This window comes from Streptomyces sp. NPDC102437 (genome assembly GCF_044765565.1).
Lineage (GTDB): Bacteria > Actinomycetota > Actinomycetes > Streptomycetales > Streptomycetaceae > Streptomyces.
This window is the reverse complement of the sequence record NZ_JBIWKI010000041.1, coordinates 1-23,920: the sequence shown is the minus strand read 5'-3', so window position 1 is coordinate 23,920 and position 23,920 is coordinate 1. Positions and strand designations below refer to the sequence as shown.

The following is a 23,920-nucleotide window of genomic DNA, read 5'->3' as shown; positions in this document are numbered from 1 at the left end:
AGCCCGAGAGGGGGCGACGTGCTCGACGAGACACCGGAGATCGGTAACCCCGACTTCTGGCTGCTGCGCCTCGGCCGGCAGATGCGCAAGCGCGAGCGGGTGCTCGACGAGTGGTGGCGGTACTACCGCGGTCGGCCGCCGCTTCCCGAGCTGCCGCCGAACGCGCAGCAGGCGTTCATAGACTTCCAGCGCAAGAGCCGCACGAACTTCTGTCAGGTCATCAGCAACGCATCCGTACACCGGCTTACCGCGCTCGGCGTCACCGGGCCTGACGGCGAGCCGGACGATCGGGCGTCGCGGTGGTGGCAGCAGAACCGGCTCGACAGCCGGCAGAAACTCGTGTGGCGGGTCGCAATGTCGCAGTCGGTCGGGTACATGCTCGTCGGTGCGCACCCGACCCGGACCGAGGAGAACGGCCGGCCGTCGCCGCTGATCACTGCTGAGCACCCGCGCGAGTGCATCGTCGAATGTGACCCGGAGACGGGCGAGCCGTATGTCGGGCTCAAGGCGTGGCACGACGATGTCGACGGCTACGGGCACGCGCGGATCTTCTTCGACGACCGGTCGTTTCCGTACCGGACTGCGGAGCGGTGCGCGCGGCGGTTGCCGTGGGGGCCCGATTCGTGGGTGTACGTCGGTGACCAGGACGACGGCGAGCCGCACGACCTCGGGATGCTGCCGCTCGTCGAGTTCGCCCGCATGCCCGATCTCGGCGAGGACCCCGAGCCCGAGTTTGCTGGAGTGCTGGACATTCAAGATCGCGTGAACATGGGGATCTTGAACCGCATGGCGGCGAGCAGGAACTCGGGTTTCCCGCAGAAGTGGATCAAGGGGCACCGGTTCGCGAAGAAGAAGGATCCGGCGACCGGGATCACCACGGTCGAGCAGCCTTTCATCCCCGGTCCGGGTGTGGTGTGGGCGAGCGAGGGCGACAACGCGCAGTTCGGGCAGCTGTCGGCCGCCGATCTGTCGGGGTTCCTCAAGGAACACGAGAGCGATGTGCGCGACATGCTGATCTTGTCGCAGACCCCCGTCTACTACTACGGGGGCGACCTGGTGAACATCAGCGCGGACACGATCGGGGCACTCGACATCCTGCACGTGGCCAAGATCCGCGAGCACATCGCCGCGTTCGGCGAGGGGATCGAAACGGTCATGTCGCTGTGTGCCGCACAGGCAGGCGTGCCCGAGGACTACACCGAGGCCGAGGTGCGATGGGCGAACCCGGCGCACGCGAGTCTCGCGGTCAAGGCCGACGCTGCGACGAAGCTCAAGAGCATCGGGTACCCGCTCGACGTCGTCGCCGAGGAGATGGGCGAGACGCCGGCGCAGGTGCGGCGCATCACGGCGGGCGCTGCATCTCAGGCGCTGCTCGCCGCGTCGCTGCTGCCTGCACCGGCAGCGGCGCCGACGGCGGGCAACGTCTCGGCCGACGACGGTGGGGTGCTCGGTGGGTGAGGCGCTGCAGGCGGCACTCAGCGACCGGTACGACGCTCTGTCGGGTTCGCTGCGCGACCGGCTGATCGGGTTCGTTCTGGCCGCGTTCGACGGTCTCGGTAGCTACCGGGATGCCGACGCCGCCGTGTTCATCGAGCGTGTGCTGCCGGTCGTGCTCGCGACGCAGCAGCAAATGGGGCAGATTACCGACGCCTACCTGTCGGCGGTGATCGCCGACATGCTCGGCGGCGCAGCCGCCCCGGCGGGCGTGCAGCTCGGCGAGGCGCTGCGCGGCACCCCGCCGGCCGAGGTGTACCGGCGTCCGTTCGTGCAGACGTGGACAGCTCTTGCGCGAGGGCACGACGCCGTCGACGCGATCGGGCAGGGGCGTACGCGGCTGCTCAGCATCACCGAGACCGACCTGCAGCTCGCCCGCACCCATGCCGCGCAGCAGTCGATGCAGCGGGGCGGCGCCCGGTACTTCCGTCGTCGTCTCAGCAGCGGGAAGAACTGCGCGCTGTGCACGATCGCGTCGACGCAGCGGTACCGGGTCGAGAAGCTGATGCCGATCCATCCGGGCTGCCACTGCAAGCCCGAGCCGCTGCCCGGCAGCCGCGACCCGGGGCACGTCATCGACGAGCGGCTGCTGAAGGAGGCGCACGACGCGATCGCGCGTGACCTCGGCAAGTCCGACCGCGGCGGCCGCGCCCCCGACTATCGCGACGTGATCATTACGCGCGAGCACGGCGAGATCGGCCCATTGCTGGCCGTACGTCGGCAGAACTTCACCGGGCCCCGCGACATCCCGTCGTGACCCGGGCGCCGACACGGCGCACACCACTGCTCACCCCTACCCGACACGGGAGACATCACCATGCGCACGCGTACTCTGCCCCGTCACGCCCGGACCGGGCAGCTCGCCATTGGCTGGCGCAAGCCGCGCCCCGACGAGGACCCGGCCGAGCTGTACCCGGTGTGGCCGATCCTCGGCGGCGCCCCGGACGACGGCGGCGACGGCGATACCGGGGACCTGGACGACGACGACCGGGACGCCGACGCCGACGAGTCCGACAAGGGCGACGACGACACGGTCGACCACAAGGCCGACGCCGAGAAGTGGAAGGCGCAGGCGCGCAAGCACGAAGCACGGGCGAAGGAGAACGCCGCGGCGGCGAAGGAACTCGCGCGGGTCAAGCGCGAGGGAATGAGCGACATCGACAAGAAGGTCGACGAAGCGGTCGCCGCTGCCCGAGCCGAGGAACGCACCAAGGCCGGCGAACGCGTCGCCAAGTCCGCGTTCCTCGCCGCGGCAAAGGGGCGGATCGACGAGGCGAAAGACGTCCTCGACGACATCAACCTGCGCCGCTACGTCAACGACGACGGCGAGGTCGACGACGACGCCATTGCCGAACTGGTCGACAGGCTCGCGCCGAAGAAGTCCGACAAGGACGACGGCCAGGGCGACGAGCGCGACACGCGCCGCCGATCCCGCAGCGGGGGCTACCAGGGCACGCGGCAGCGCGGCAGCAGCGGCGGCAACGGTGGCAGTTCGCTCGCCGAGGGCGCCGAGCTCTACAAGTCGCTGCTCGGCGGCGGCAACAAGACCTGATGATCCGGGAGGGATCACGATGAACCTTGCACAGACGACCGAATGGTTCGGCACCGACGATCAGTCGTGGCTCGGATCTGAGCACGGGACGCAGGCGACCGAAACGATCGTGCTCGATACGTCGCTGTTCACGCCCGCGACCCACTACCCCGACGGATATTTCAAGTCGGGTATCCCGCTCGGGCAGATCGCGGCCGGCGGGAAGTACGGGCCGTACAACGACACGGCGACCGACGGGCGGCAGACGCTCGTCGGGTTCCTGTACTCCGCCGTCGGGGCGCCGACGGTCAACACCATCGACCCGGCCGGCGCGCTGTTCACGCATGGCAAGGTGCGCGAGTCGCGCCTGCCTGTCGCCGTCGACGCGGCAGGAAAGACCGACGTTGCCGGCTCGATCCGGTTCGTCTGAGAGGAGTGGTCTAGATGAGCTGGACCCTGGATACCGAATTCATCGAGCCGACGGCGCTCACCGGGCTCATTCGTGCGGCGCTCGCCGATCTGCAGGTGAACAAGTTCACCCTGTCGCGATGGCTGCCGAACGTCGAGGTCGACGACATCGTGTACGAGTTCGTCAAGGGCGGCGGCGGTCTCGCCGAGACTGCGTCGTACCGGTCGTGGGACACCGAGAGCAAGATCGGCCGCCGCGAGGGAATCGGCAAGGTGATGGGCGAGCTGCCGCCCATCAGCGAGAAGATCCCGTTCAACGAGTACGACCGGCTGCGGCAGCGGAAGCTCGCCCGCACGGATGCGCTCCCGTTCATCGCCCGGGATGCGAACCGCATCGCGGCGAACATCGCCGCGCGTTTCGAGGTCGGCCGCGGCGCTGCGCTCGTCGGTGCCGCCGTGCCGGTTCCCGAGCTGAAGACGACCGTTGATTTCGGGCGGATCGCTTCGCACTCGGTCGTTGCCGCGGTGCTGTGGTCGGATCACGCGAACGCGAAGCCGCTCACTGATCTCCCGTCGTGGATCGCCACCTATGAGGACACGAACGGCGAGACGCCGGCCGTGATCCTCATGCCGAAGGCTGTACTGCAGCACATGACGCAGTGCGATCAGGTGATTCGGCAGGTGTACCCGCTCGCGCCCGCGGGCGTCGCACCGATGGCGACGAACGATCAGGTGAACGCCGTGCTCGCTTCGATGGGGCTGCCGCCGATCGAGGTGTACGACGCCCGGGTAAAGGTCGACGGCGTCGCGACCCGGATCACCCCGGGCAACGCGATCGCGCTGCTGCCCGAGCCCGGCGCCACCTCGGCGGCCGCGCCGACCGACCTCGGGGCGACGCTGCTCGGCACGACCGCCGAGTCGCTCGAAGAGGAATACGCGCTGCAGCCCGGCGAGCAGCCCGGCATCGTTGCCGCGCAGTGGAAGACGAAGGACCCGGTCAGGGTCTGGACGCACGCGGCCGCGGTCGGCATCCCGGTTCTGCGCGAGCCGAACCTCACGTTCAAGGCGCAGGTACTCGCATGAGCCGACGACTGATCGCATACGTACACGTCGACGGCGTCGCCTACGGGCCCGACGACAGGATCCCGGCGGCCGCACTGCGGAAGATCGGCGACCATGCGTTCGCCGACGCCGACGACCAGGACGACAGCGGCGACGGCTCGGGCGGCGACGTCGAGGCGCCGCCTCGGTCCGGCCGCGGCTCTGGCGTCGAGGCATGGCGGGCGTTCGCCGAGCAGCACGACGTCGAGGTCGCCGCCGCCGCGAGCCGCGAGGACATCATCGCGGCGTGCGAGGCGGCCGACGTCGTCGAGCGAGAGGAGTAACGGGGATGGCGGCGTATGCGACGGTCGAGGACTACGAGAAGCGCGCCGCCGTCACCCTCGCCGGGGCGAAGCGCGATCAAGTTGCGGCGTACCTCGACGATGCGTCGGCGCTGATGCGGCGGCATATCCCGACGGGGTACACCCCGGCCCCGGAGACGACGCGGGCGATCGCGGTCGCGGTGACCCGCCGGGCCATCGCGAACGGCGGCGGCTACAGGCAAAGGACGATCGGCCAGTACTCCGAGACGCTCGGCGAGAACGGCGGTCTCTACCTCACCGAGGACGAGATCGAGCAGCTGCAGCCCGAGGACACGACCGACCCGGACGCCGACGCCGCATACTCCGTCGTGCTCGTCGACCACGGCAGGTGGCGTGATGATCCCGCCGACATCTGTCGGCGGCTGCTGTGATCCCCGACGATTTGCTGCCTCACCTCCTGGACGTCGAACACCCGGGCCGCACAACGGACCGGTACGGCAACGTCGTCGACGACTGGTCGACGTCCACACGCGTTGCAGTGCAGGGGTGGATGCAACAGACCACCGGGGCCGAGGACACCAACCAACGCGACGCACAGATCGGCGAGTGGCTGCTGATGTGCAACCCGTGGACCACTGGCGGCGCGCGGCTCGCGGTGCACGGCTCGGCCCGAGTCCACTGGAACGGAACGCAGTTCGAGGTGATCGCCCCGCCCGGTCCGGCGTTCGAGCCGGCCGAGCTCCATCACTACGAGATCAGGCTCAAGACAGTCGAGGGGTGAACGCATGGCCCGGATGCGGGTGGTCCCGAACCGGCGCAACATCGCCGGGTTCCTCAAGTCGCCTGGCACGCGAGCGCTGATCGAACGGAAGACCCGTGCGGCCGAGCGGGGCGCAGCCTCGGCGAGCACGGCCGGCGGGCAGTTCCGAACCGATGTTGAGGTCGATGACCACCGTGTGCGCGGCGCGGTCATAGGCGACTACTCGACCGACGACCCCGAGGTGTCTCGGGCGGCACTCCTGCGCGGCCTCGACGCGGCGAGGGGGACGGACTGATGCCCGAGGCGATCGCGTTCCCGGACGCGGCCGAGGTGTACTCGCGGTACCTGCGCGAGCGACTGGTCGCCCGCGGCGACCCGGTGCACGTCGGTACCCGCGTGCCGAATCCCCGGCCACCCCGGCTCGTCCGAGCCGAGCGGATCGGCGGCGTGCAGCTCGACGTCGTTACTGACCGGCCGCGGCTCGATGTGCACTGCTGGGGCGCGACCGAGGCGGACGCCGCCGATTTGGTGACGGTCGTACGGGCGCTCACGCTCGCTATGCCGGGATGGCGGGGCACCGTGGTGTACGACGTCGTCGAGGTCGGGGGCCCGAACCTACTACCCGACGGGGCAACGTCGTCGCCTCGGTACGCGTTCGCCGTCGAGCTCTCCATTCGAGGGGCGACCCTCACTGTCTGACCGGCTCACCCGCCGTTGACCGCACGCCCCCGCGCCATCGGCCGGGGGTTTCTTTATGGAGGTAAGCCCATGGGTACCCCGACCGAGCCGGTCTCGCTTGAGACCGGTCTGCACAACGAATTCATCCGCAAGCAGCTCGTACAGGCGGTGTACGCCGCGGACTACACCGCAGCAGCTGTCACCGCTCCGTTCGCCACGGCCGATGGCGCCCTGAACCCGATCCCGGCCGGATACGTCGCCGTCGGGTACACCACCGATGACGGTCTGACGTTCACGGGCGATCTGTCGATGACGGACGTTACGAGCTCGCAGTCGGTCGAACCGACCCGGTCCGACGTCGAGTCGGACGTGCTCAGCGCGCAGTTCGCCCCGCAGGAGACGAACGCGGCAACGCTCGCCCTGTACGAGGGGCTCCCGCTGTCCGGGACGGGGGCGCTGCCCGCTGTGGGTACGGCGTGGCAGTGGGACCGGGCGGCGACGCCGAAAAACCCGTACCGGCGGCTGCTGTTCATCGGTCTGGACTACGACGACTCCGGCGCCGAGATCTACATCGTCAAGTTCTTCCCCCGCGCGAGGCTCACAAGCCGCGACGACGAGCAGTGGGCCCGCTCGACGGAGACGCAGCGTCCGGTGACGTTCAACGCGTTCCGCGACTCGGTGCTCGGCACGTCGTGCCGGAACTGGGTCGACGGCCCGGGGTGGCGTGCGTTCGCTCCCGACACGCCGTGACCCGCCCCTGATCGGGCGAGGGGCGGCGGTTCTGGGTGAGCCCCACCGCCCCTCGCTCTCCAACGCTCACCCGCAGCTCACCCAAGGAACGAGGAACTGATCATGAGCAAGCCCGGTAAGGCCCGTTACCGTCTGTCCGCCGTCAAGGCGTCGTACTCCGAGGCAGTCGGCGGCGATCAGGTCGAGGTCGAGACCGACGACGGGAAGACCTACACGTTCCCGCACCCGCTGTTCGCCGACGACGAGACGAACAAGGCGATCGATGCTGCGGAGGGCGACGCCGGCAAGGCGCGAGCGCTGCTCGGCGACCAGTGGGACGCGTACGTGAAGAGCGGCGGCGATGCGAACGGCATCATGCTCGTCTTCCTCGCGGTCCGTGCAGAGATGCAGGACACGATGGGAAAGCACCGGCCGCCGAGGCAGTAACCGGCGGCGGCTCCGAGGACGTCGAGCAGCTCGTCGAGTACAACGTGCTCGACGTCCTCGGCGAGCATCCCGAGGCGGTCGAGGCCGACCTCGCGCACCACTACCCCGGCTACGGGCCCGGCGGTCCGCTCGCCGCGTTCTGGCGGGGCGAGATCACGCTGCGGCTGCTGCGCGTCATGGTCGAGGGGCTGCCGCCTGACGGCGCGGCCGCTCGCGCGGTGGCCGGCCACCACTGGACACATGCCGACTGGGCGGCGGCCGACTCGCAGGATCTCCTCGCGCTGCTGCTCACCGCGTTCATGAACGCCAACCGCGACCCGAAGAAGCCGCCGATGCCATGGCCCGAGCAGGCGTGGCGGCCGGGCGACCCGCTGCCTGAGGACACGACGGCGGCCGAGGCTGAGAAGCACGCGCAGGCTCGCGCCGCGTACGACCGAATCAATTCGCAGGTACTTCCCGGGGGGTGATCCGTCGTGCCGGTCGAGGTCGGTGTCGGATATGTGTCCGTCGTTCCGTCGACGCGGGGGTTCGGTACCGAGCTGCAGCGGCAGATCACGGGGCCGTCCGGCGACGCGGGGCAGCGTGCCGGCCGTGAGTCGGGCAGCGGGTTCCTGTCCGGGATCGGCGGAGTCCTGAAAGCAGGCGTTGCCGGGGTCGCGGCCGGCGCCGGGGTGTTGTTCGCGGCCGGGTTTGCGAAGGCGGTCGAGCAGAACAAGGCGACTGCGAAGCTCGGCGCCCAACTCGGGCTGAGTTCGAAGGAGTCGGCGCGGCTCGGGAAGATCGCCGGGTCGGTGTACGCAAAGGGGTACGGCGAGTCGATCGACCAGATCAGCGACTCACTCAAGGCGCTCGCACAGAACGGTGTCGCTGCGGTCACTGCGCCGAAGAAGGATCTGGCCGAGCTCAGCAAGGCGGCGCTGAATCTCGCCGAGACGTTCGACGCCGACGTCGGCGACTCGGCGAAAGCTGCCGGGCAGCTCATCAGAACGGGACTCGCCAAGAACGGCAAGCAGGCGTTCGATCTGCTGACCAAGGGTTTCCAGTCGGGCGCCGACAAGGCGGGCGATCTGCTCGACACGGTCAACGAATATTCGACTCAGTGGCGTAAGGCCGGGATCGACGGGGCGACCGGGATCGGGATGATCAATCAAGCCCTCAAGGAGGGCGCCCGCGACGGGGATGTCGCAGCTGACGCGATCAAGGAATTCTCGATCCTTGCAGTCGACGGCAGCGACTCAACCGCAAGCGGGTTCAAGGCACTCGGGCTCAACGCCGACGACATGGCGGCGAAGTTCGCCCGCGGCGGGAAAGCCGCAAACGGAGTCCTCGATCTCACCCTTGACAAGCTGCGCGGGATCAAGGATCCGGTCAAGCAGTCACAGATCGCTGTCTCGCTGTTCGGTACCCAAGCCGAGGACCTCGGAGCGAGTTTGCTCGCGATGGACCCCTCAACGGCGGCCGTCGGCCTCGGACAAGTCGGCGGTGCAGCCGACAAGATGGGCAAGTCTCTGCACGACACCGCGACGAATGACATCGAGGTGTTCAAACGGCAGGCGCTGCAGGGCCTCGCGACCGTCGCGGACAAGTACGCGCTGCCCGCCGTCGCGCGGCTCGGGCGGTTCCTCCGAGACGACGTACTGCCACCTACCAAAATGGTCGGCGCAGTGATGATCAGCACGCTCGTCCCCGCCGTGACGGGTACAGCGTCGGCGTTCGCCGCTGGTGCTCAGTGGGTGCAGGACTACGGGGCGTGGCTACTGCCGCTCGGCGTCGCCGTCGGGGGTCTCGCTCTCACGATGGGCGCCTCGGCGATCGCGACCGGTGCGGCGACGGCAACGTTCTCGATCTATCGCGGGGTGATCCTTGCTACGGCTGCAGTCACCCGCGGGTATGCCGTTGCGCAAGGGGTCCTCAACGCGGTGATGAACGCAAACCCGATCGGGTTGATCATCACGGGTATTGCAGCCCTCGCGGCGCTGCTCGTCGTCGCGTACAAGAAGAGCGACACATTCCGGAGCATCGTTCAGGGCGCGTGGACCGGCATTCAGGCTGCGGCCTCGGTGGCATGGAACAGCGCGATCAAGCCCGTCGTGGACGGCTTCATGACGGGGCTGCGGGCGATCGGTACAGCCGCGTCGTGGCTGTGGAACACGATCCTCGCCCCGGTGTTCTCGTTCATCGGCACGGCCGCCAAGATCCTGCTCGTCGTGGCGATCTTCCCGATCGTCGCCGCGTTCAAGGTGCTCGCGGCGGTGGGTTCGTGGCTGTGGTCGACGGTCCTCGGACCCGTTTTCGGGTGGATCGCGGACAAGGCAATTTGGTTGTGGAACGTGGCGATCAAGCCCGCGTTCAACTCCATCGTCGCGCAGGTCAAGGCGGTTGGCGCGGTCGCGTCGTGGCTGTGGAAGAACGTATTTTCACCGGTTCTGGGCTGGATTGGCGATAAGGCCGTCTCGCTGTGGAACAACCGGATCAAGCCCGCATGGGACCTGATGAAAATCGGGATCGGGCTGCTCGGCGCCAAGTTGAAAGACCTGTGGGAAACCAAAGCCAAGCCCGTATTTCAATGGATCGGCGACAAGGCATCATGGCTGTGGAACAAGGCTACGAAGCCTGCATTCGATGCGCTGAAATTGGGCGTCAAGGCTGTGGCCGATTCTTTCGGGAAAGCCAAAGACGCGATCAAGACTCAGTGGGACAAGCTTGAATCGATCGCGAAGAGGCCCGTCGCGTTCGTGATCGATACCGTTTACAACAGGGGCATCCGAGGCGTCTGGAACCAGATTGCGGGCGCGTTCGGGGCCCCGAAGCTACCCGCGTTCAAGGGCTTCGCAGGCGGCGGGATCCTGCCGGGCCAGTCGTCTTGGCGGAATGGCGATGACCAACTCGTCCCGATGCGCCGCGGCGAAGGTGTCTATGTCTCCGAAGCGATGAAAGACCCGTACGAGCGGGCGCGCCTGCACGCGGTCAACCGGGCCGCGATGCAAGGGCGTTCCCTGTCGGCGTTCCGTGACGGGCAGGGGTTCGCGAAGGGCGGCATCTTCGGCTGGGTCAAGTCGACCGCGTCGAAGGGGGTCGACCTCGCAAAGTCCGGAGTCGGCTGGTTGAAGGACGGCGTCAAGGCTAGTGCCGAGGCCGGGCTCAACAGCGTGGTCAAGCCGCTGATCAACAAGATCTCGGGCAGCGCGTCGCTGTACAAGGACATGATCACTGGCATCCCGAAGAAGATGATCGAGAGCATCCTCGGGTACTCCGGCAAGGCCGATACCGAGATGGAGAAAGCCGGTGTCGGCGGCAAGGGCTACAAGGCCGCGCTGTCCTGGGCGCGCACGCAGAACGGCAAGCCCTACCAGTGGGGCGGCAACGGCAACCCGAGCTGGGACTGCTCGGGTCTTGTGTCCGCGATTGAGTCCGTGATCAGGGGCGAGCGCCCGCACCGCCGTTGGGCGACTGGGTCATTCAGTGGGGCGACCGCACCGGCAGGATGGGTTCGTAACGCCCGCTCCCCATACATGATCGGCGTCACGAATGCCGGTGTTGGTCACACCGCGGGCACGATCAACGGCACCAATGTTGAGAGCCGCGGTGGTGATGGCGTCGTGATCGGTAGCCGCGCACGTAGCTACCATGACCCGCTGTTCACCGACACCTATGGCTTCAAGGGGTACGCCGACGGCGGTTCGCCGAGGCCGGGCGAGATCGCGTGGGTCGGCGAGAACGGGCCGGAGCTGATGCGGTTCCGGGGCGGGGAGGTTATCTACTCCAACGCCGAGTCCCGGCGGATGGCGGCTGGCCTCGGTCCCGTGCGCGGGTTCGCCAAGGGCACCGCCAAGGTGAAGAAGCCGGGCGAGATCGGCACCGACCTGGATGTATTTAAGAAGAGCCTGACGGGCTCGGCGTCGACGATCGCGTCGGCGGCGAAGCGGCTGACGAAGGATCTCGGCGCGGCGGGCAGGGCAGGGCGGTCGCTGGTCAAGTCGACTGAGAAGGCGTCGGCCAAGCTGCAGGCGATGGCGAAGCAGCGCGACGCCATCACCTCGAAGATCAACGCTGCGCATGGGTACGCGTCCGACAAGAGCAAGACCGCCGCCGACTACCTCGCCGTATCCAACCTCGGCGACGCGCAGTCGGTCGGTGACCTGATCACCGGCATGCGAGAGCGGCAGGCGACCGTAAAGGGCTTCCAGTCCGCGATCGCCACGGCGCAGAAGCGCGGCGCGTCCAAGGATCTGATCAGTCAGTTGATTGAGATGGGTCCGGAATCAAAGCTGGCCGGTCTCGTGTCTGGGGCCTCGGCTGCCGATATGAAGCAACTCAACGCTTTGGTGAAGTCCGGCAGTTCGCTCTCAACGTCCTACGGCCGGTCGATGGCTGACGCGATGTACGACGCGGGCAAGGATGCCTCGCGCGGGTTCCTGGCCGGCCTGCTTGGCCAGCAGAAGGACATCCAAAACGCGATGACCAAGCTCGGCAACTCGGCGATCAAGGCGATCCGGTCGAAGAAGGGCATCGACGCCCACTCGCCCTCGCGGAAGGGCGCGCAGGCCGGCACCGATGTCGGGGCCGGAGTCGTCGCGGGCATGGCGGCGATGGCGCCCGCGGTCGCCGCGCAGGCTGCCCGGTTGGGCGAGAACGCAGTGCCGGCCGCCGCGGTAGTCCCGGTGACCTCACAGCGGGCGGGGTCCGATCCGCTCGCGCAGCTCGATGGGATGTCCGTCGCCCTAGTTCTTGACGACGGTCAGAAGCTGGCTGCTCATTTCGATACCCGCGTGGATGCGCGGCTGAGTGCTGTCCGCCGCAGCGCGCGGGCGGGCACGAAGGGGAGGTAACCGGTGCCGCTGATTGTGGATCCGACCGCGCCGCAGGTGACACCGCCGGATCGGGTGGTGTCCCCGGATGGGTGGCTGGGCGCCATCGTGGATGAGCCGTGGGCGGGGGTGGCGCTGTCGTATAACGGCAACACCCCGCCCGCCGCCCGGAACCGGGCGCTGAACCCGAGTGTCGAGGTCGATCTCTCCAACACCCTGGTTTATGCCGGGTCTGCGCGGGATCGCATCACCACTGATGCCCGGTACGGCACAGCCTGTATCCAGCACTCCGCGACTGGTACGACCTCGGGCAGTCAGTATCTGTGCGAGGCGGTCCCGGCGGGGGCCACGATCCGTGTCTCGGCGTGGGTGCGGGTGCCAGGCACCGGTACGACCGTGTTCTTCAGCTTCCGGAACGCGACGACGACGCACGGCACCGCGACCGCGGGTGTCCCGCCCGTGGTGGACGATTGGGTGCGGATGACGGCGACGTACACGGTGCCCGTGGGGGTGACGGTCGACCGCATTGCGGTGGCCTATACGGCGCCTGCGGGGACGGTGTGGCTGTCCGACGGCATGATGATCGAGACTGGGGTCGACGGTCCGAGCGAGTACGTCGACGGCGACCAGCCGGGGTGTGTGTGGGAGGGCGCCGCGCACGCATCCCCGTCCGACCGAGTCACCGCGGTCCCGACAACGGGCGACATCATCAAGGTTCGCATCGTGCGCCAGGACCCGGGCGGCGGCGCCCCTGTCCCCGTGCGGTCCGCCGACCCGGCGTGGGCGGTGGCTGGTGTCGGCACTGCCTACGACCATGAGGCGCCGCTCGGCGTTCCGGTGATCTACACGGCGACGCCGATCTACGCGGACGGGTCCACCGGCCCGGCATCCTCGCTTGCGGTCACGGTGCCGGCGCCCGCCCCGGGGCAGGAGCGAGACCTGTGGTTGAAGAGCCTCGACGACCCGTCGTTGTCGCTGCGGGCGATGCTCGTGGACCGTCCGGAGCCGGCCAGCGCGGGGCGGCAGTCCGTCGCCGACGTCCCCGGGTCGCCGTTCCGGGTGGTGGCGTTCGACGAGCACGCCGCCGAGTCGTACACCGTCACCATCGACGTGCCGCCCGAGCAGGCCGACCAGGTGCGCGCGCTGTTGCGGTCCGGGGTGCTCCTCGCTCAGACCCGGCCCGGGTACGTGATCACGCCGGACGCGTACCACGTGCCGGCGGACATCACCGGCCCGACACCGACCGGACGGTTGGGCAGCAGCGAGGGATACCAGTTCAGTTGGGTGGTTGAGCCGGTTGCCCGCCCCGATACCGAGGGGCAGCCGCTGCGCGTGCCTGGCTGGTCGTGGGACATCCTCGCCGAGCAGATCAGCACGTGGGACGCGGTGGCGGCGTCTTACAGCATCTGGGCGTCGGCAGCGATGAACGGACTGGTCTGAGATGCTGCGCATGTCCGCCGCGGCCCTGGCAGCGGTGACCGGCCCGGCGCGGCGGCCTAAGCGCGCCGAGTGGTCCAACGACGGCGGCACCACGTGGCATTCGGCGCAGGTGGCGACGGCGGAGATCCGCCCGGACCGGACCGCCGAATGCCGGTACTCCGGAAGCGCCGAGCTCGTCGACGTGCCGCTCGGCGCCGCCGGGGTCAACACCGTGATCACCGAAGTGCGCCTGTACCAGGGGATGCAGGGGCCGCGGATGGACGTCCCCGAGTGGATCCCGGCCGGCCGCTACGTCGTCGACCGGCTCTCACGGACCCGGACCGGGGCCCGGCTTGAACTGCTCGGCGTCGAGGACGCCATTCGTGCGGCCAGGTTCCCCGCGACGCGGATGGTCGGCCCGAACACCGCGGCGGCCCTCGCCGACATCCTCGTCGGCGAGGCCCGGCCGGGCGTCGGGGTGACGTGGCGTCCGGGGCTCGACCCGGCCAGTTTCGTACCCGCATTCACGGCCGATGACCGGTGGGCCGCTCTGTCCGGCGGCACGGACACTGCAGGGGTGTCGACCGGGATTGCGGCGGCGCTGGGCGGGGAGGTGTGGGCGGACGCTCGGGGCATGATGACGATCGGCCCCGTGCCCACCCTCGACGACCCGGTCGTCTGGCGGATCCCGTACGGCGTCGCCCTGGTCGATCCCGCCGAGGAACAGTCCGCCGAGGGCCTGATCAACGTCTGGGCGATCAGCGGGGACGGCGGGGACGGTTCCCCGGCGGTCGGGCCCATCTACGTGTGGGACGACGACCCAAACTCGCTGACGTACGCGGGCCCGGATCCGGTGGGCGACCCGCTCGCCCCGCAGCGCCTCGGACTGACTGGGGTACGGGTGCGTGTCGACCGGTACTCGTCCCCGCTGATCACCACGACCGGGCAGGCCGCCGACGTCGGCCGGGCCAAGCTCGCCGATTCACTCGGCGTGCAGTCGAGCTTGTCGTTCACCGCGGTGTGCCATCCGGGGCTTGAGCCCGGTGACGTCGTCGAGGTCGAGGTGCGGCCGGGCGAGTGGCAGCGCCACATCATCGACTCCTGCCCGTACACGCTCGGCGCCGCTGTCATGTCGTGCACGACCAGGACGAGCGCAAGGAGGCTCTGATGCCGGACAACGCGCAGGAGCTCGGGGCGCTGCTCGCGCAGGCGAGCGCACCCGCGCAAGGGGGCGGCACCGTCTCCGCGCAGGTCGTCGATGTCACCGATACCGGCGTTAACGTCATGATCGGCGGCTCACTCATCCTCGACGTGCCGTGCGCCGACAGCTATCGCGGCCGCGCAGCGGGCGACTGGGTCGCCGTCCGGTCCGGGGCCCGCCCCGTCGTGATGTGGCGTCTGGGTGCCGACCCCGGCGGCGCCGACGAGGCAGTTGTGCACGACATTGCTACCGATGTCGCCCTCGACACTCAGGTAGTACGGGCGGCGACGTGGGGCACCCCGGCGCCGACCGGGCCAGGCTGGCAGACCGTGCAGGCCCTGTACATGCGTCAGGTCAACGGCAAGGTTGAGCTGTACGGACAGCTGGGCACGGTCACCGACCCGTCCCCCGGCCCGCCGCCGGCCCGCCCTCCGAAACCCGTCACGCTTAGTGCGCAGGCATCCGGGGCTTGGCGCAGCGGCCGGCCCGACGAGACCCGGAACATGCCCTACCAGGGGGATTACACCGGCCGCGGCAACCTGCGTGGCGGTTGGTTCTACGGTTCGAACATCGCCGCCGCATGCGCGGGCAAATCCGCCGCGTCCATGAAGGTCCAGTTCACCCGGGCGCGCGGTGCGGGCAGCAACTCGAAACGGCCGCTCCACTTGTACCTGCACGCCCACACGTCCCCACCGGGCGGGCAACTCAACCTGATCGGCAGCGGAAATGACGATCTGCTGTCGCTGTCCGCCGGGGCCACCGGGACCGCGACCCTGCCCGCTTCCTGGCGCACCCAACTCGCCTCCGGCTCCGCCCGGGGACTGGCGATCTACGCCTCTGGTAGCACGGACTACATGGGCGTGTCCGGCGGCCGACTCACCATCACATTCAGCTGAAAGGAAAGGCCCCTATGCAGCTCGGATACGCCGGCTGGCCCATCCCGTCCGGCGGCGACGTCCCTGACGGACCCGCCCAACTTGCCGCGATCGCGACCGTCATCGATGAGCACCTGGTGCAGCACTGTGCTGATGTCGCGGACCGGGATGCGACGTACGCCACCGCACCGGCCCGGACTCTGGTCATCGCCGCCAACGGGCAGACGTGGATCAAGACCTCGGCCGCGAACACGTGGGTGTCGCTGTGGGAGCCGGCCCCGGCATGGAAGCCGTTGCCGCTCGCGTCCGGGATGGCCCCGGGCGGCAATACGCCGCAGTACAAGGTGGTCGGCAAGCAGGTCCACATGCGAGGGCGGGTCGTGAAGGCGGATGACACGGTGCTGGTGGGTGACGGGCAGGTCCTGGCCCCGGTCCCGGCCGACGCCCGCCCCCAGCAGCTCTGTGCGTGGGCAGGCGGGCAATCCCTGACCGGCGACCCCGTCACTGCGGTATGCCGGATCGAGGCCGCAAGCTCGGTCGTGTGGTTCTCGCAGGACGGCACCGGCACGACGTGGGTCGACATCACCGGCTCCTACTGGCTCGACTGAAAGGGCACCCGTGGCGCTCTACACCTTCGGCGGCACCCCCGCCGATGTCCTCACGACGACTACGGGCGATGTCGTGCCCGACTGGCCTCTGCTCGTCCGGGTCGCCGGAACCGGCGAGCTCATCACCGCGCTCTACCAGCCGGATGGCGTTACCCCGCTTGGCGAGCTGCGCAGCAACCCCGTCGGCAGTTCGGCGCCGGGCGCGATTCCCACGTTCAAGTGCGAGATTCCAGCGATCGAATACGAGTACCTCGACGCGGCCGGCGCCCCGGTGCGGTGGTACCAGGACGGCCGGGAACTGACGACCGACGCTCTCACCGCGGCAACAGACGCTCTCACCGCGACCGCGACCAAGCTCGACACGATCGCGGGCGGCACGGTTGAGGGGCCGGTCGTCTTCAGTCAGCCGATCACCGCCCCGGGTCTGACGGACTTCGGCGCCGCCCGGCTGTTCGTCGTCGAGGGCGCGGTCGGCGACGGCATCGCGGACGATCGACTAGGGATTCAGGCCGCACTCGACGCCGCCCACACGGCCGGGGGCGGCACCGTCGTCATCCCCGCCGGGCGCACGTACGGCGTCGGTACGTTCCTGGTCGTCTACGACAACACCACGATCTACGCGTACGGGGCGACGCTCCGCGCGATCGGAACCGGCGCCGGGCTGCTGCGCAACTTCCTGTCATCCGAGACGTTCGCGGGCTACAGCGGGCACTCTCACATCACGGTCCTCGGCGGCACGTGGGACGGCAACGCGGCCGACGGCGCGTCCGGCACCGTAACCGCGGTCACCGACGTGCTGAACTTCATCCACGCCCGGGACATCACGATCAGGGACGCAACCGTGACCAACACCTCCAGCGCACACGCGTTGGAGTTCAACGCGGTGGACGGCGGCCGGGCAATCAACTGCCGCTTCCTGGGGTTCAAGGACACGTCGCCCGAGCAGAATCGGGGTACGTCCGAGGCAATCCAACTCGACATGGCCAAAGCCGGCAGCAGCTCCATCGGCGACTTCGACAACACCCCGGCGAAGAACATCCTGGTGCAGGGCTGCTACTTCGGCCCGTCCGACCGGCTCGGCGTCTTCGGTCGCGCGGTCGGCTCACACGCGGCTGCGGCCGGGGTGTACTTCGACGGTATCCAGGTCATTGGGAACCGCGTCGAGGGCGCGGCCGCCGAGGGTGTGCACGGGTATTGCTGGCGGCGCTCGGTCATCGCGGACAACGTGATCAGTGGAACAGGTGCGACCGGTATCCGGCTGACGCACCCGAACCCCGCCACCGCCGGGTTCTCGATCACCCCGCACTCGCTGGTCATCACCGGGAACACCATCGACGCCCCGGCAACCGATGCCGGGATCACCGTGTTCGGGTACACCACCGCACAGGTGTCCGGCGTCAAGATCGCCGACAACGTGGTGCGAAGCAGCGGCAACACCGGCATTCGATGCGACTACTGCACCTCCCCGAGCATCACCGCGAACACGGTCGACACGGCGAGCAGCACAGGGATCTTTGTACAGGCCGGCAGCGGGGCTGTGCTCGCAAGCAACACCGTGCGGGCGGTCGGCTCGAACGGGATCAACATCACGAGCAGCGCCGGGGCCACGGTCACCGGAAACCAGGTCGACACCACGACGTCGAACCACGGCATCTTCGTGGGCACCCTGGGGGACGCGCTGATCACCGGCAATCACGTCGTCGCTGCGGCGTCGGCCGGTATCCGGCTCTCAGACAACGCGGTGCGCTGCACCGTGACCGGCAACAAGGTCCGCAAGGGAACCGGTTCGACGGTGAACGGGGTTTCGGCCGCCCCAACCGCGACCGGCGCCGTCATCACGGGCAACGACCTGAGCGGGAACGGCTGGACGGCTGCGGTCGCCCTGGTCGTCACCGGGTCCGGTGCCGTACTCGACTGGGCCGGCGGCACGACGAGCCCCGGCCACAACCGCATCTGACCTCACTACCGCGCACGCCCCGAGCCAACCGGCCGGGGTGTTTTTCATGCCCACGAAAGGGGCTCACCCATGGGCGACACCGCACGACCGATCCCCGACCGGCTCGGCGATCAGTACGAGCAGGCGCAGCACCTCACGCGCACCGGCAACGGGCCCACCGTCGACGACGAGCAGGCGCTGCTCGCCACGCAGCACGGCACACCCGATATGGCCGGCTACTACACCGGGCCCGAGCTCGCCGACCAGGACGACGCCGAGGTGCCCCTCGACGTCGCCGACTCGGCCGCAGTCGACACCGGGGACGGGGGCGAGTCCGTATGAGCGTCGACGGCATGATCAGGGCAATGGAGCGCTGGATAGGGACCGGCGAGCCGAACGCAGTGCAGGAGTGGTACCGGCAGCGCAACGGCCGGGACTACGCCTACAACTTCCCTTGGTGCGATGCGACGATCACGCGCGCTGCAGTCGAGGCGGGCGAGCACGACGCCGTGTGCTTCGGCACCGACTACGCGTACACCGTGGCGCACGCTGCCCGGTTCAAGGCGGCCGGGCAGTGGACGGCGATGACGAACGGGATCAAGGCGAGCGGGATCCGGCGCGGCGACATCGTGTTCTTCGACTGGGGCGGCTCGTCCGAGATCGGCAAGATCGATCACGTCGGCATCGTCACGTCAGTCTCGGGCGGCTACGTCTACACGATTGAGGGCAACACGGCGAACGTGTGCGCCCGACGGGTCCGCACCGTGCACGAGATCGCCGGGTTCGGCCGGCCGAAGTACAAGCCGGCTGCGCCGACCGCGGGTAGCAGCTCGGGCTCGAAGCGGCCGCAGGTGTCCCTCGCGAAGCTGATTCAGGCGGCGAAGGTGGACCCGCCCAAGAAGGGCACGCCCGTTTCGTATGCGGGCGTCGCGATCGTCGAGCAGGCGCTCGTCGCCGAGAAGTTGCTCAGTGCTGGCTACGCGGATGGGCATTGGGGCACGGCGACGCTCAGCGCGTACAGCCTCTATCAGCAGCGGCTCGGGTTCCACGGGACGCAGCCCGGCGGCGACGCGGACGGCAAGCCGGGTAAGACGACGCTCACCCGGCTCGGCAAGGCGCACGGCTTCACCGTCACCGCATGATCGCGAAGGGATAGACGTCATGAACACGAAGCTGCTCGCCGACGCTGCGGAGCGCGCCGGCTGGACCGGTGTGCAGGCTGCGCTCGGCATCCTGATCGTCGAGGTCGCAGGCATCGATCTGTGGTGGGCTGCCCCGATCGGGCTCGTCCTCGCGTCGGCAAAGGGTTGGGTCGCCGGTCGGCTCGTCGGCCGGTCGGGTACCGCGTCGACGCTCCCGGCGGGCAAGGATCCGGCGACACCGCCGAACCTCACCTTCCCCGCGTAGCGCGACCGTCCCATCTGTACGACCGGAGGTATCCCGCGTGGACGCTGCGACGCTCGGCGCCGTCGGAACCATTGCTGTCGGGCTCGCAGCAGCCATCGGCGCACTCGTCGGGAAGCGGGGCGAGAACCGCGCCGCACAGTCGGGCGCTGTGCTCGGCGGGTACTCGACGCTCGTCGACAACCTGCAGGAAGAGCGGGACAAGGCAAAACAGAGCCTCGCCGAGAACGAGCTGCGCCTCGCCGCGGCGTACGCCGAGCTCGCCGGCGAGCGCACAGCCAAAGCCGAGTTGCTCGCGCAGATCACCGAACTCACTGCCGAAAACGTCCGGCTGCACGCGCGAATAGCCGAGCTGGGAGGAACCCCGTTGTGATGCACCGTCTCCCCGATGTCCTGATACGGCAGTGGCGATCGTTCGCGCTCGCCGCCGCGCTGCTCGTACTGTCCGGCGCGGTTGTCCTGGTGTGGCTGCGGATCGGCGCTGCAGACCGCCGTGCCGACGACCTTGCAACCGAGGCGAACCGGCGCGGGTCGGCGGTGTCGACACTGGCGGGCGACGTGCGGGTGCTGCGCGCGCAGATCAAAGCGAAGGGTGAGACACCTGCGGCACCGGATCCCGGCCGTGCTGTGGCGGATCTGCCGGACCGGGCGCAGGTTCCGGTACCGATACCCGGCCCGGCCGGTCCGCGGGGCGAGCGGGGCGCCACGGGGCCCGCGGGCAAGGACGCGCCGACATCGTCAGCCGTTCCGGGCCCGCAGGGGCCTCCCGGTGCCACGGTGACCGGTCCCCCCGGGGCGACGGTCACCGGGCCGCCCGGTCCGGCGGGCGCGAACGGGAAGGACGGCGCGAACGGGAAGGATGGCACGGACGGCAAGGATGGTCGGGACGGCCAGACGTGCCCGGCCGGGTACAGCCTGCAGCCGCCGCCGGGTGACCCGGATGCACTGGTATGCCGCCGTGACAGCGCACCGAGCAACCCGGACTCCTCGCCGTCGCCGACCGTCGCCGGTCTACCAGCCGAACGCCGCCGTTCCTGACCGATGCGCCCCCATGACACGCCCCCTGCCTGGCTTCGGCCGGTGCAGGGGGCGGTTTTTGTGTGCCTGAGAACGGAGCAACCCCCGCCGACGGGGGTGCGGCGGGGGTCGCGAGTGCTCCCATACGGGGCAGTTCCCAGTATGACCGACACTGTCTCGAACCGTGGGCCGTACTCTGGGATTTGAGTGCTCTCACCCATCAAGGGGAACCCATGATCAACCCAACTGCCATGACCAGCGGGGAGCGGATCAGGTACTACCGCCTCAAGACCGGCAAGTCGCAGGCAGCCCTCGCCGGACTTGTCGGCCGCTCCGAGGACTGGCTATCCAAGGTCGAGCGCAACATCATCGTGGTCGACTCGGTCAACATGTTCATCCGCCTCGCGCGCGAGCTCGGGCTCGACAACGTCGGCGATCTCATCGGGCCGGCCGTCGACTTGAGTCTCGTCGGCCCCGAACACCCGTCGGTCCCCGGTATCCGACGAGCGCTGAACACGCCCCCATCGCACCTCGGGCTCGGTTTGCCCGGCGACCCCCTCACGGCCGCGCAGCTCGGCGAGCGGGTCGTCGAGGCGTGGAACATCTACGAGACACAGACAACCCGGTACGCCCCGGTCGGCGACATGCTGCCCGGCCTGCTCGCCGAGGCGTACTCGACGATCAGGCAGTCGACCGGCGAGGCCGAGCTCGACGCGACCCGCGCGCTTGTCTCGCTGCTGCATCTGCATCAGCTGTTCCTGCGGCGCATCGGCGAGCGGCGGCTCTCGCTACGCGCTGCCGACCGAGCGATGCAGATCGCGGATGAGACCGGCGACCCTGCACTGATCGCCGCATCCGTCTGGAACGTCTGTGGCATCCTCACGAGCTCGGGCGAGGTAGCCGATTCGCTCGACCTCGCCCGACAGACGATGGCTCGGTGCCGGCCGGACGACGACGCGTCGCCCGAGCATCTGTCGGCGTACGGTGCGCTGCACCTATCCGGCGTCATTGCCGCAGTCCGCGACAGCAAGGCGCCGACGGCATGGGACCTTCTGAACGCGGCCGGCACGGTTGCCAACCGGCTCGGCTCCGACCACAACCACTTCCATACGAGCTTCGGCCCGACGAACGTCGCCATGCACGGCGTGCACCTCGCTGCCGAGGAGGGCGACACTCACGAAGCGCTGCGCCTCGCCGATGACGTCACGGTCCCCGAGCCTGGCGGCGTGCTGCCGTTGGAGCGTACGACCCGGTATCAAGTTGAGGTGATGCACGCGCACCGCCTCGCTGGGGACGACTTCGGCGCCATGTGGATGCTGCAACAGGTCATGCAGGCGTCACCCGAAGAGATCAAGTACTTTCCGCTCGTCCGCGAGACGGTGCAGGCGCTCATGAAGCGACCGCGGCCGCAGATGCGTTCTGAGCTGCACCGGATTGCTGAACACGTTGGGGTTCTCGCGTAGTTGACGGACCCGGAACCCGAGGCGACCCGGAATATTTTTCCGGGTCGCTTTGGCGTTTCGCCTCTACGGTCCGTCACATGACGATGACTCAGCGACGGGCGCGAGGGGCGATGGTGACGGCGAACCCCACGCAGGGCGTACGGATCGATCGATCGGGCGAGTTACGGCAGACCGCAGCGGGGCGCATCGCGCTGCCGTTGCTCGTCGCGCACAACGGCGCGCGCCTGGGCGAGGGGGATCTCGTCCTGACCTACGACGCTGCAAGCAGCCTGTACGCCGACCTCGGCCGGCTGCTCGCGCACGCCGTACCTTCGGCAGCGGACGGAGCCGGATCATGAGCGACTCAGCGCCACCAACCCGCGCGGTCGGCGACCACATCCGGCGCGCGAACATCGCCGACGCGGCGTCCGGCTTCGATGCGTACCCCGCTGTCGACTGGGTTCGCGCGTGCGGCGCGGACGTCGGCGAGACACTCAGAGCGTGGCAGTCCGGACAGCTCGCCGAGCTCCCCATCGGCCGCGCGTGGGACGTCGTACGCCTGCCCTGCCAGGAAGGGTGGGAGGTTGTGCGGCACATGGACACGATCGAGTCGCCGCTCGGACCCGTGCTGCTGCACACCCCCATGGGCGTCCACTTCTTTGTTGCGGTCGACGCGGCGAATGACTGGGACCTGCCGAACGCGAGCGTGCTCGGTCCGGGCGAGGTGCTGCTCGTCCCGAACCCGAGCGTCGTCGCACCTCACACGCAGGATTCGCGAACGTGGATCGTCGCCCCCCGGATCGAACCGCGGCTCGCCGACGCCGCCGACTTGTACGGCGCGTATGCGTCCGCCATCGCGGTCATGGGCTCGTCGAGGGGGACACGATGATCACCCTCACGAATCTCGCCCGGACGCCGGGCGACGAGGCGTACCGAACCCTGGTGGGCCACACCTACGAATGCGCATCCTGCCGTCACGCCCCTTGCCCGACCGCAGTTCGCCTCACCCGCGCATGGCGGGAGGCACGCCGGTGAGGGACGAGTCGTCGGACATCATCCCCTGTTACTGCTGGGACGTGCACCCTCAGACGAACGCCCGGTGCACGAGGGAACCTGGGCATAGAGGCGACCACTACGACCCGTACCACCGGCCGTCGTGGGATCGCCCCGGCACGCGGTGGCCGGCCGAGCCGGAGCCGAGCGGCCGGCCCTGATCTCCCGCTCGCGGCTGCTCATCGCGCCGACCAGCCGCGGGCGGGTCCTACTCCCGCTTGTCCCCGAAGCCGTCGGCGGCCCGGGGCCAAGCGGGCCTTTCGCTCCCACCGGGCGCTCATTCCTGTACGAGCTCTGCGAGTGGCATGCCGAGTGCCGCCGCGATGCGAATCAGCCGATCGGTCCGGGTGCTGACGTGGCCGAGTTACCGTACTTCCCGGGGAACCGGAACCCGATGTTCATTCGTCCATACGTTCGAGTGACGTCGCGGCTTATCGCTTGTATACCGAACGTTCCTCATGTTCTGCTTCTGCCTCGGACTGACTCCCGAGTCAGGATCGCCGAGCATCCCGGACAGGTGATGATAAGAGTGCCCCCCGATCCGATCACGCTCACCCCCGCGCAGAACTCCCGCCGAGATTTCGCCTACCGCGACCTCGACGAGGCGCGCACTGCGGATCTGGCCGCCCTCGGCGAACCAGGGTTAATCCTGCTCGTCGAGCGACTGCGGGGGCGGCTCGACGACACGCTCACGCTGATCACTGAGCTCACGTCCAAACCGCTTGTGTGAGCAAGGTTCTCGGTCG

The 23,920-nt window shown here is 68.9% G+C and carries 28 protein-coding genes; all 28 read left to right on the top strand.

Going from position 1 to position 23,920, the window contains the following annotated elements:
* Window positions 1-81 precede the first annotated feature (81 nt).
* The 28 genes from ACIRJP_RS34185 to ACIRJP_RS34050 all read left to right on the top strand — a co-directional run bounded on the left by ACIRJP_RS34185 (window position 82) and on the right by ACIRJP_RS34050 (window position 23,904).
* On the top strand, window positions 82-1,458 hold the full coding sequence (locus tag ACIRJP_RS34185) for a phage portal protein (RefSeq protein WP_404182847.1): 1,377 nt from the start codon (window positions 82-84) through the stop codon (window positions 1,456-1,458).
* Complete coding sequence (locus ACIRJP_RS34180) at window positions 1,451-2,251, top strand: hypothetical protein (RefSeq protein WP_404182844.1); 801 nt, start codon at window positions 1,451-1,453, stop codon at window positions 2,249-2,251. The genes ACIRJP_RS34185 and ACIRJP_RS34180 overlap by 8 nt, the downstream gene beginning before the upstream one ends.
* Window positions 2,252-2,311: 60 nt before the next feature.
* Complete coding sequence (locus ACIRJP_RS34175) at window positions 2,312-3,046, top strand: hypothetical protein (protein ID WP_404182841.1); 735 nt, start codon at window positions 2,312-2,314, stop codon at window positions 3,044-3,046.
* Between the two features lie 19 nt (window positions 3,047-3,065).
* Window positions 3,066-3,455, top strand: a complete 390-nt coding sequence (locus tag ACIRJP_RS34170; protein WP_376423139.1) for a head decoration protein — start codon at window positions 3,066-3,068, stop codon at window positions 3,453-3,455.
* Between the two features lie 14 nt (window positions 3,456-3,469).
* Entirely contained in the window at window positions 3,470-4,516 is a 1,047-nt protein-coding gene (locus ACIRJP_RS34165) for a major capsid protein (RefSeq protein ID WP_404182837.1), read from the top strand.
* On the top strand, window positions 4,513-4,818 hold the full coding sequence (locus ACIRJP_RS34160) for a hypothetical protein (protein WP_404182834.1): 306 nt from the start codon (window positions 4,513-4,515) through the stop codon (window positions 4,816-4,818). The genes ACIRJP_RS34165 and ACIRJP_RS34160 overlap by 4 nt, the downstream gene beginning before the upstream one ends.
* 5 nt (window positions 4,819-4,823) lie before the next feature.
* Window positions 4,824-5,228 (top strand): hypothetical protein, encoded by a 405-nt coding sequence (locus tag ACIRJP_RS34155; RefSeq protein WP_404182831.1) that lies wholly within the window; start codon window positions 4,824-4,826, stop codon window positions 5,226-5,228.
* A 119-nt stretch (window positions 5,229-5,347) separates the two neighbouring features.
* Entirely contained in the window at window positions 5,348-5,578 is a 231-nt protein-coding gene (locus tag ACIRJP_RS34150; RefSeq protein WP_404182828.1) for a hypothetical protein, read from the top strand.
* 4 nt (window positions 5,579-5,582) lie between these two features.
* Window positions 5,583-5,852, top strand: coding sequence for a hypothetical protein (locus ACIRJP_RS34145; RefSeq protein WP_404182826.1), 270 nt, complete (start codon window positions 5,583-5,585; stop codon window positions 5,850-5,852).
* On the top strand, window positions 5,852-6,256 hold the full coding sequence (locus tag ACIRJP_RS34140; RefSeq protein WP_404182823.1) for a hypothetical protein: 405 nt from the start codon (window positions 5,852-5,854) through the stop codon (window positions 6,254-6,256). The genes ACIRJP_RS34145 and ACIRJP_RS34140 overlap by 1 nt, the downstream gene beginning before the upstream one ends.
* Before the next feature lie 69 nt (window positions 6,257-6,325).
* A complete protein-coding gene (locus ACIRJP_RS34135; RefSeq protein ID WP_404182820.1) occupies window positions 6,326-6,985 on the top strand; it encodes a phage tail protein in 660 nt (219 codons plus the stop codon).
* 102 nt (window positions 6,986-7,087) lie between these two features.
* Entirely contained in the window at window positions 7,088-7,411 is a 324-nt protein-coding gene (locus tag ACIRJP_RS34130) for a hypothetical protein (protein ID WP_404182817.1), read from the top strand.
* Between the two features lie 44 nt (window positions 7,412-7,455).
* A complete protein-coding gene (locus ACIRJP_RS34125) occupies window positions 7,456-7,878 on the top strand; it encodes a hypothetical protein (protein WP_404182814.1) in 423 nt (140 codons plus the stop codon).
* Between the two features lie 6 nt (window positions 7,879-7,884).
* The gene (locus tag ACIRJP_RS34120) at window positions 7,885-12,240 is read left to right on the top strand and encodes a phage tail tape measure protein (protein WP_404182811.1); all 4,356 of its coding nucleotides are present in this window, start codon (window positions 7,885-7,887) and stop codon (window positions 12,238-12,240) included.
* Between the two features lie 3 nt (window positions 12,241-12,243).
* Window positions 12,244-13,659 (top strand): hypothetical protein, encoded by a 1,416-nt coding sequence (locus tag ACIRJP_RS34115; RefSeq protein WP_404182808.1) that lies wholly within the window; start codon window positions 12,244-12,246, stop codon window positions 13,657-13,659.
* 10 nt (window positions 13,660-13,669) lie between these two features.
* Window positions 13,670-14,806, top strand: a complete 1,137-nt coding sequence (locus ACIRJP_RS34110) for a phage tail protein (protein ID WP_404182805.1) — start codon at window positions 13,670-13,672, stop codon at window positions 14,804-14,806.
* On the top strand, window positions 14,806-15,735 hold the full coding sequence (locus ACIRJP_RS34105) for a hypothetical protein (RefSeq protein WP_404182803.1): 930 nt from the start codon (window positions 14,806-14,808) through the stop codon (window positions 15,733-15,735). The genes ACIRJP_RS34110 and ACIRJP_RS34105 overlap by 1 nt, the downstream gene beginning before the upstream one ends.
* Before the next feature lie 14 nt (window positions 15,736-15,749).
* A complete protein-coding gene (locus tag ACIRJP_RS34100; protein WP_404182800.1) occupies window positions 15,750-16,322 on the top strand; it encodes a hypothetical protein in 573 nt (190 codons plus the stop codon).
* A gap of 10 nt (window positions 16,323-16,332) precedes the next feature.
* On the top strand, window positions 16,333-18,279 hold the full coding sequence (locus tag ACIRJP_RS34095; protein ID WP_404182797.1) for a right-handed parallel beta-helix repeat-containing protein: 1,947 nt from the start codon (window positions 16,333-16,335) through the stop codon (window positions 18,277-18,279).
* 69 nt (window positions 18,280-18,348) lie between these two features.
* Window positions 18,349-18,600, top strand: coding sequence for a hypothetical protein (locus tag ACIRJP_RS34090; protein WP_404182794.1), 252 nt, complete (start codon window positions 18,349-18,351; stop codon window positions 18,598-18,600).
* Window positions 18,597-19,400 carry a CHAP domain-containing protein gene (locus tag ACIRJP_RS34085; protein ID WP_404182791.1) on the top strand — a complete coding sequence of 268 codons (804 nt, stop codon included), beginning with the start codon at window positions 18,597-18,599 and terminating at the stop codon, window positions 19,398-19,400. The genes ACIRJP_RS34090 and ACIRJP_RS34085 overlap by 4 nt, the downstream gene beginning before the upstream one ends.
* A 19-nt stretch (window positions 19,401-19,419) precedes the next feature.
* Window positions 19,420-19,665, top strand: coding sequence for a hypothetical protein (locus ACIRJP_RS34080; protein ID WP_404182788.1), 246 nt, complete (start codon window positions 19,420-19,422; stop codon window positions 19,663-19,665).
* Between the two features lie 37 nt (window positions 19,666-19,702).
* Window positions 19,703-20,035, top strand: coding sequence for a hypothetical protein (locus ACIRJP_RS34075; protein ID WP_404182785.1), 333 nt, complete (start codon window positions 19,703-19,705; stop codon window positions 20,033-20,035).
* Entirely contained in the window at window positions 20,035-20,700 is a 666-nt protein-coding gene (locus tag ACIRJP_RS34070; RefSeq protein WP_404182782.1) for a collagen-like protein, read from the top strand. The genes ACIRJP_RS34075 and ACIRJP_RS34070 overlap by 1 nt, the downstream gene beginning before the upstream one ends.
* A gap of 230 nt (window positions 20,701-20,930) precedes the next feature.
* Window positions 20,931-22,142 (top strand): helix-turn-helix domain-containing protein, encoded by a 1,212-nt coding sequence (locus ACIRJP_RS34065; protein WP_404182780.1) that lies wholly within the window; start codon window positions 20,931-20,933, stop codon window positions 22,140-22,142.
* Between the two features lie 77 nt (window positions 22,143-22,219).
* Window positions 22,220-22,480 (top strand): hypothetical protein, encoded by a 261-nt coding sequence (locus ACIRJP_RS34060; protein WP_404182777.1) that lies wholly within the window; start codon window positions 22,220-22,222, stop codon window positions 22,478-22,480.
* Window positions 22,477-23,010, top strand: coding sequence for a hypothetical protein (locus tag ACIRJP_RS34055; protein WP_404182774.1), 534 nt, complete (start codon window positions 22,477-22,479; stop codon window positions 23,008-23,010). Before ACIRJP_RS34060 ends, ACIRJP_RS34055 begins: the two co-directional genes overlap by 4 nt.
* A gap of 693 nt (window positions 23,011-23,703) precedes the next feature.
* Window positions 23,704-23,904 (top strand): hypothetical protein, encoded by a 201-nt coding sequence (locus tag ACIRJP_RS34050; RefSeq protein ID WP_404182771.1) that lies wholly within the window; start codon window positions 23,704-23,706, stop codon window positions 23,902-23,904.
* Window positions 23,905-23,920: the final 16 nt, after the last annotated feature.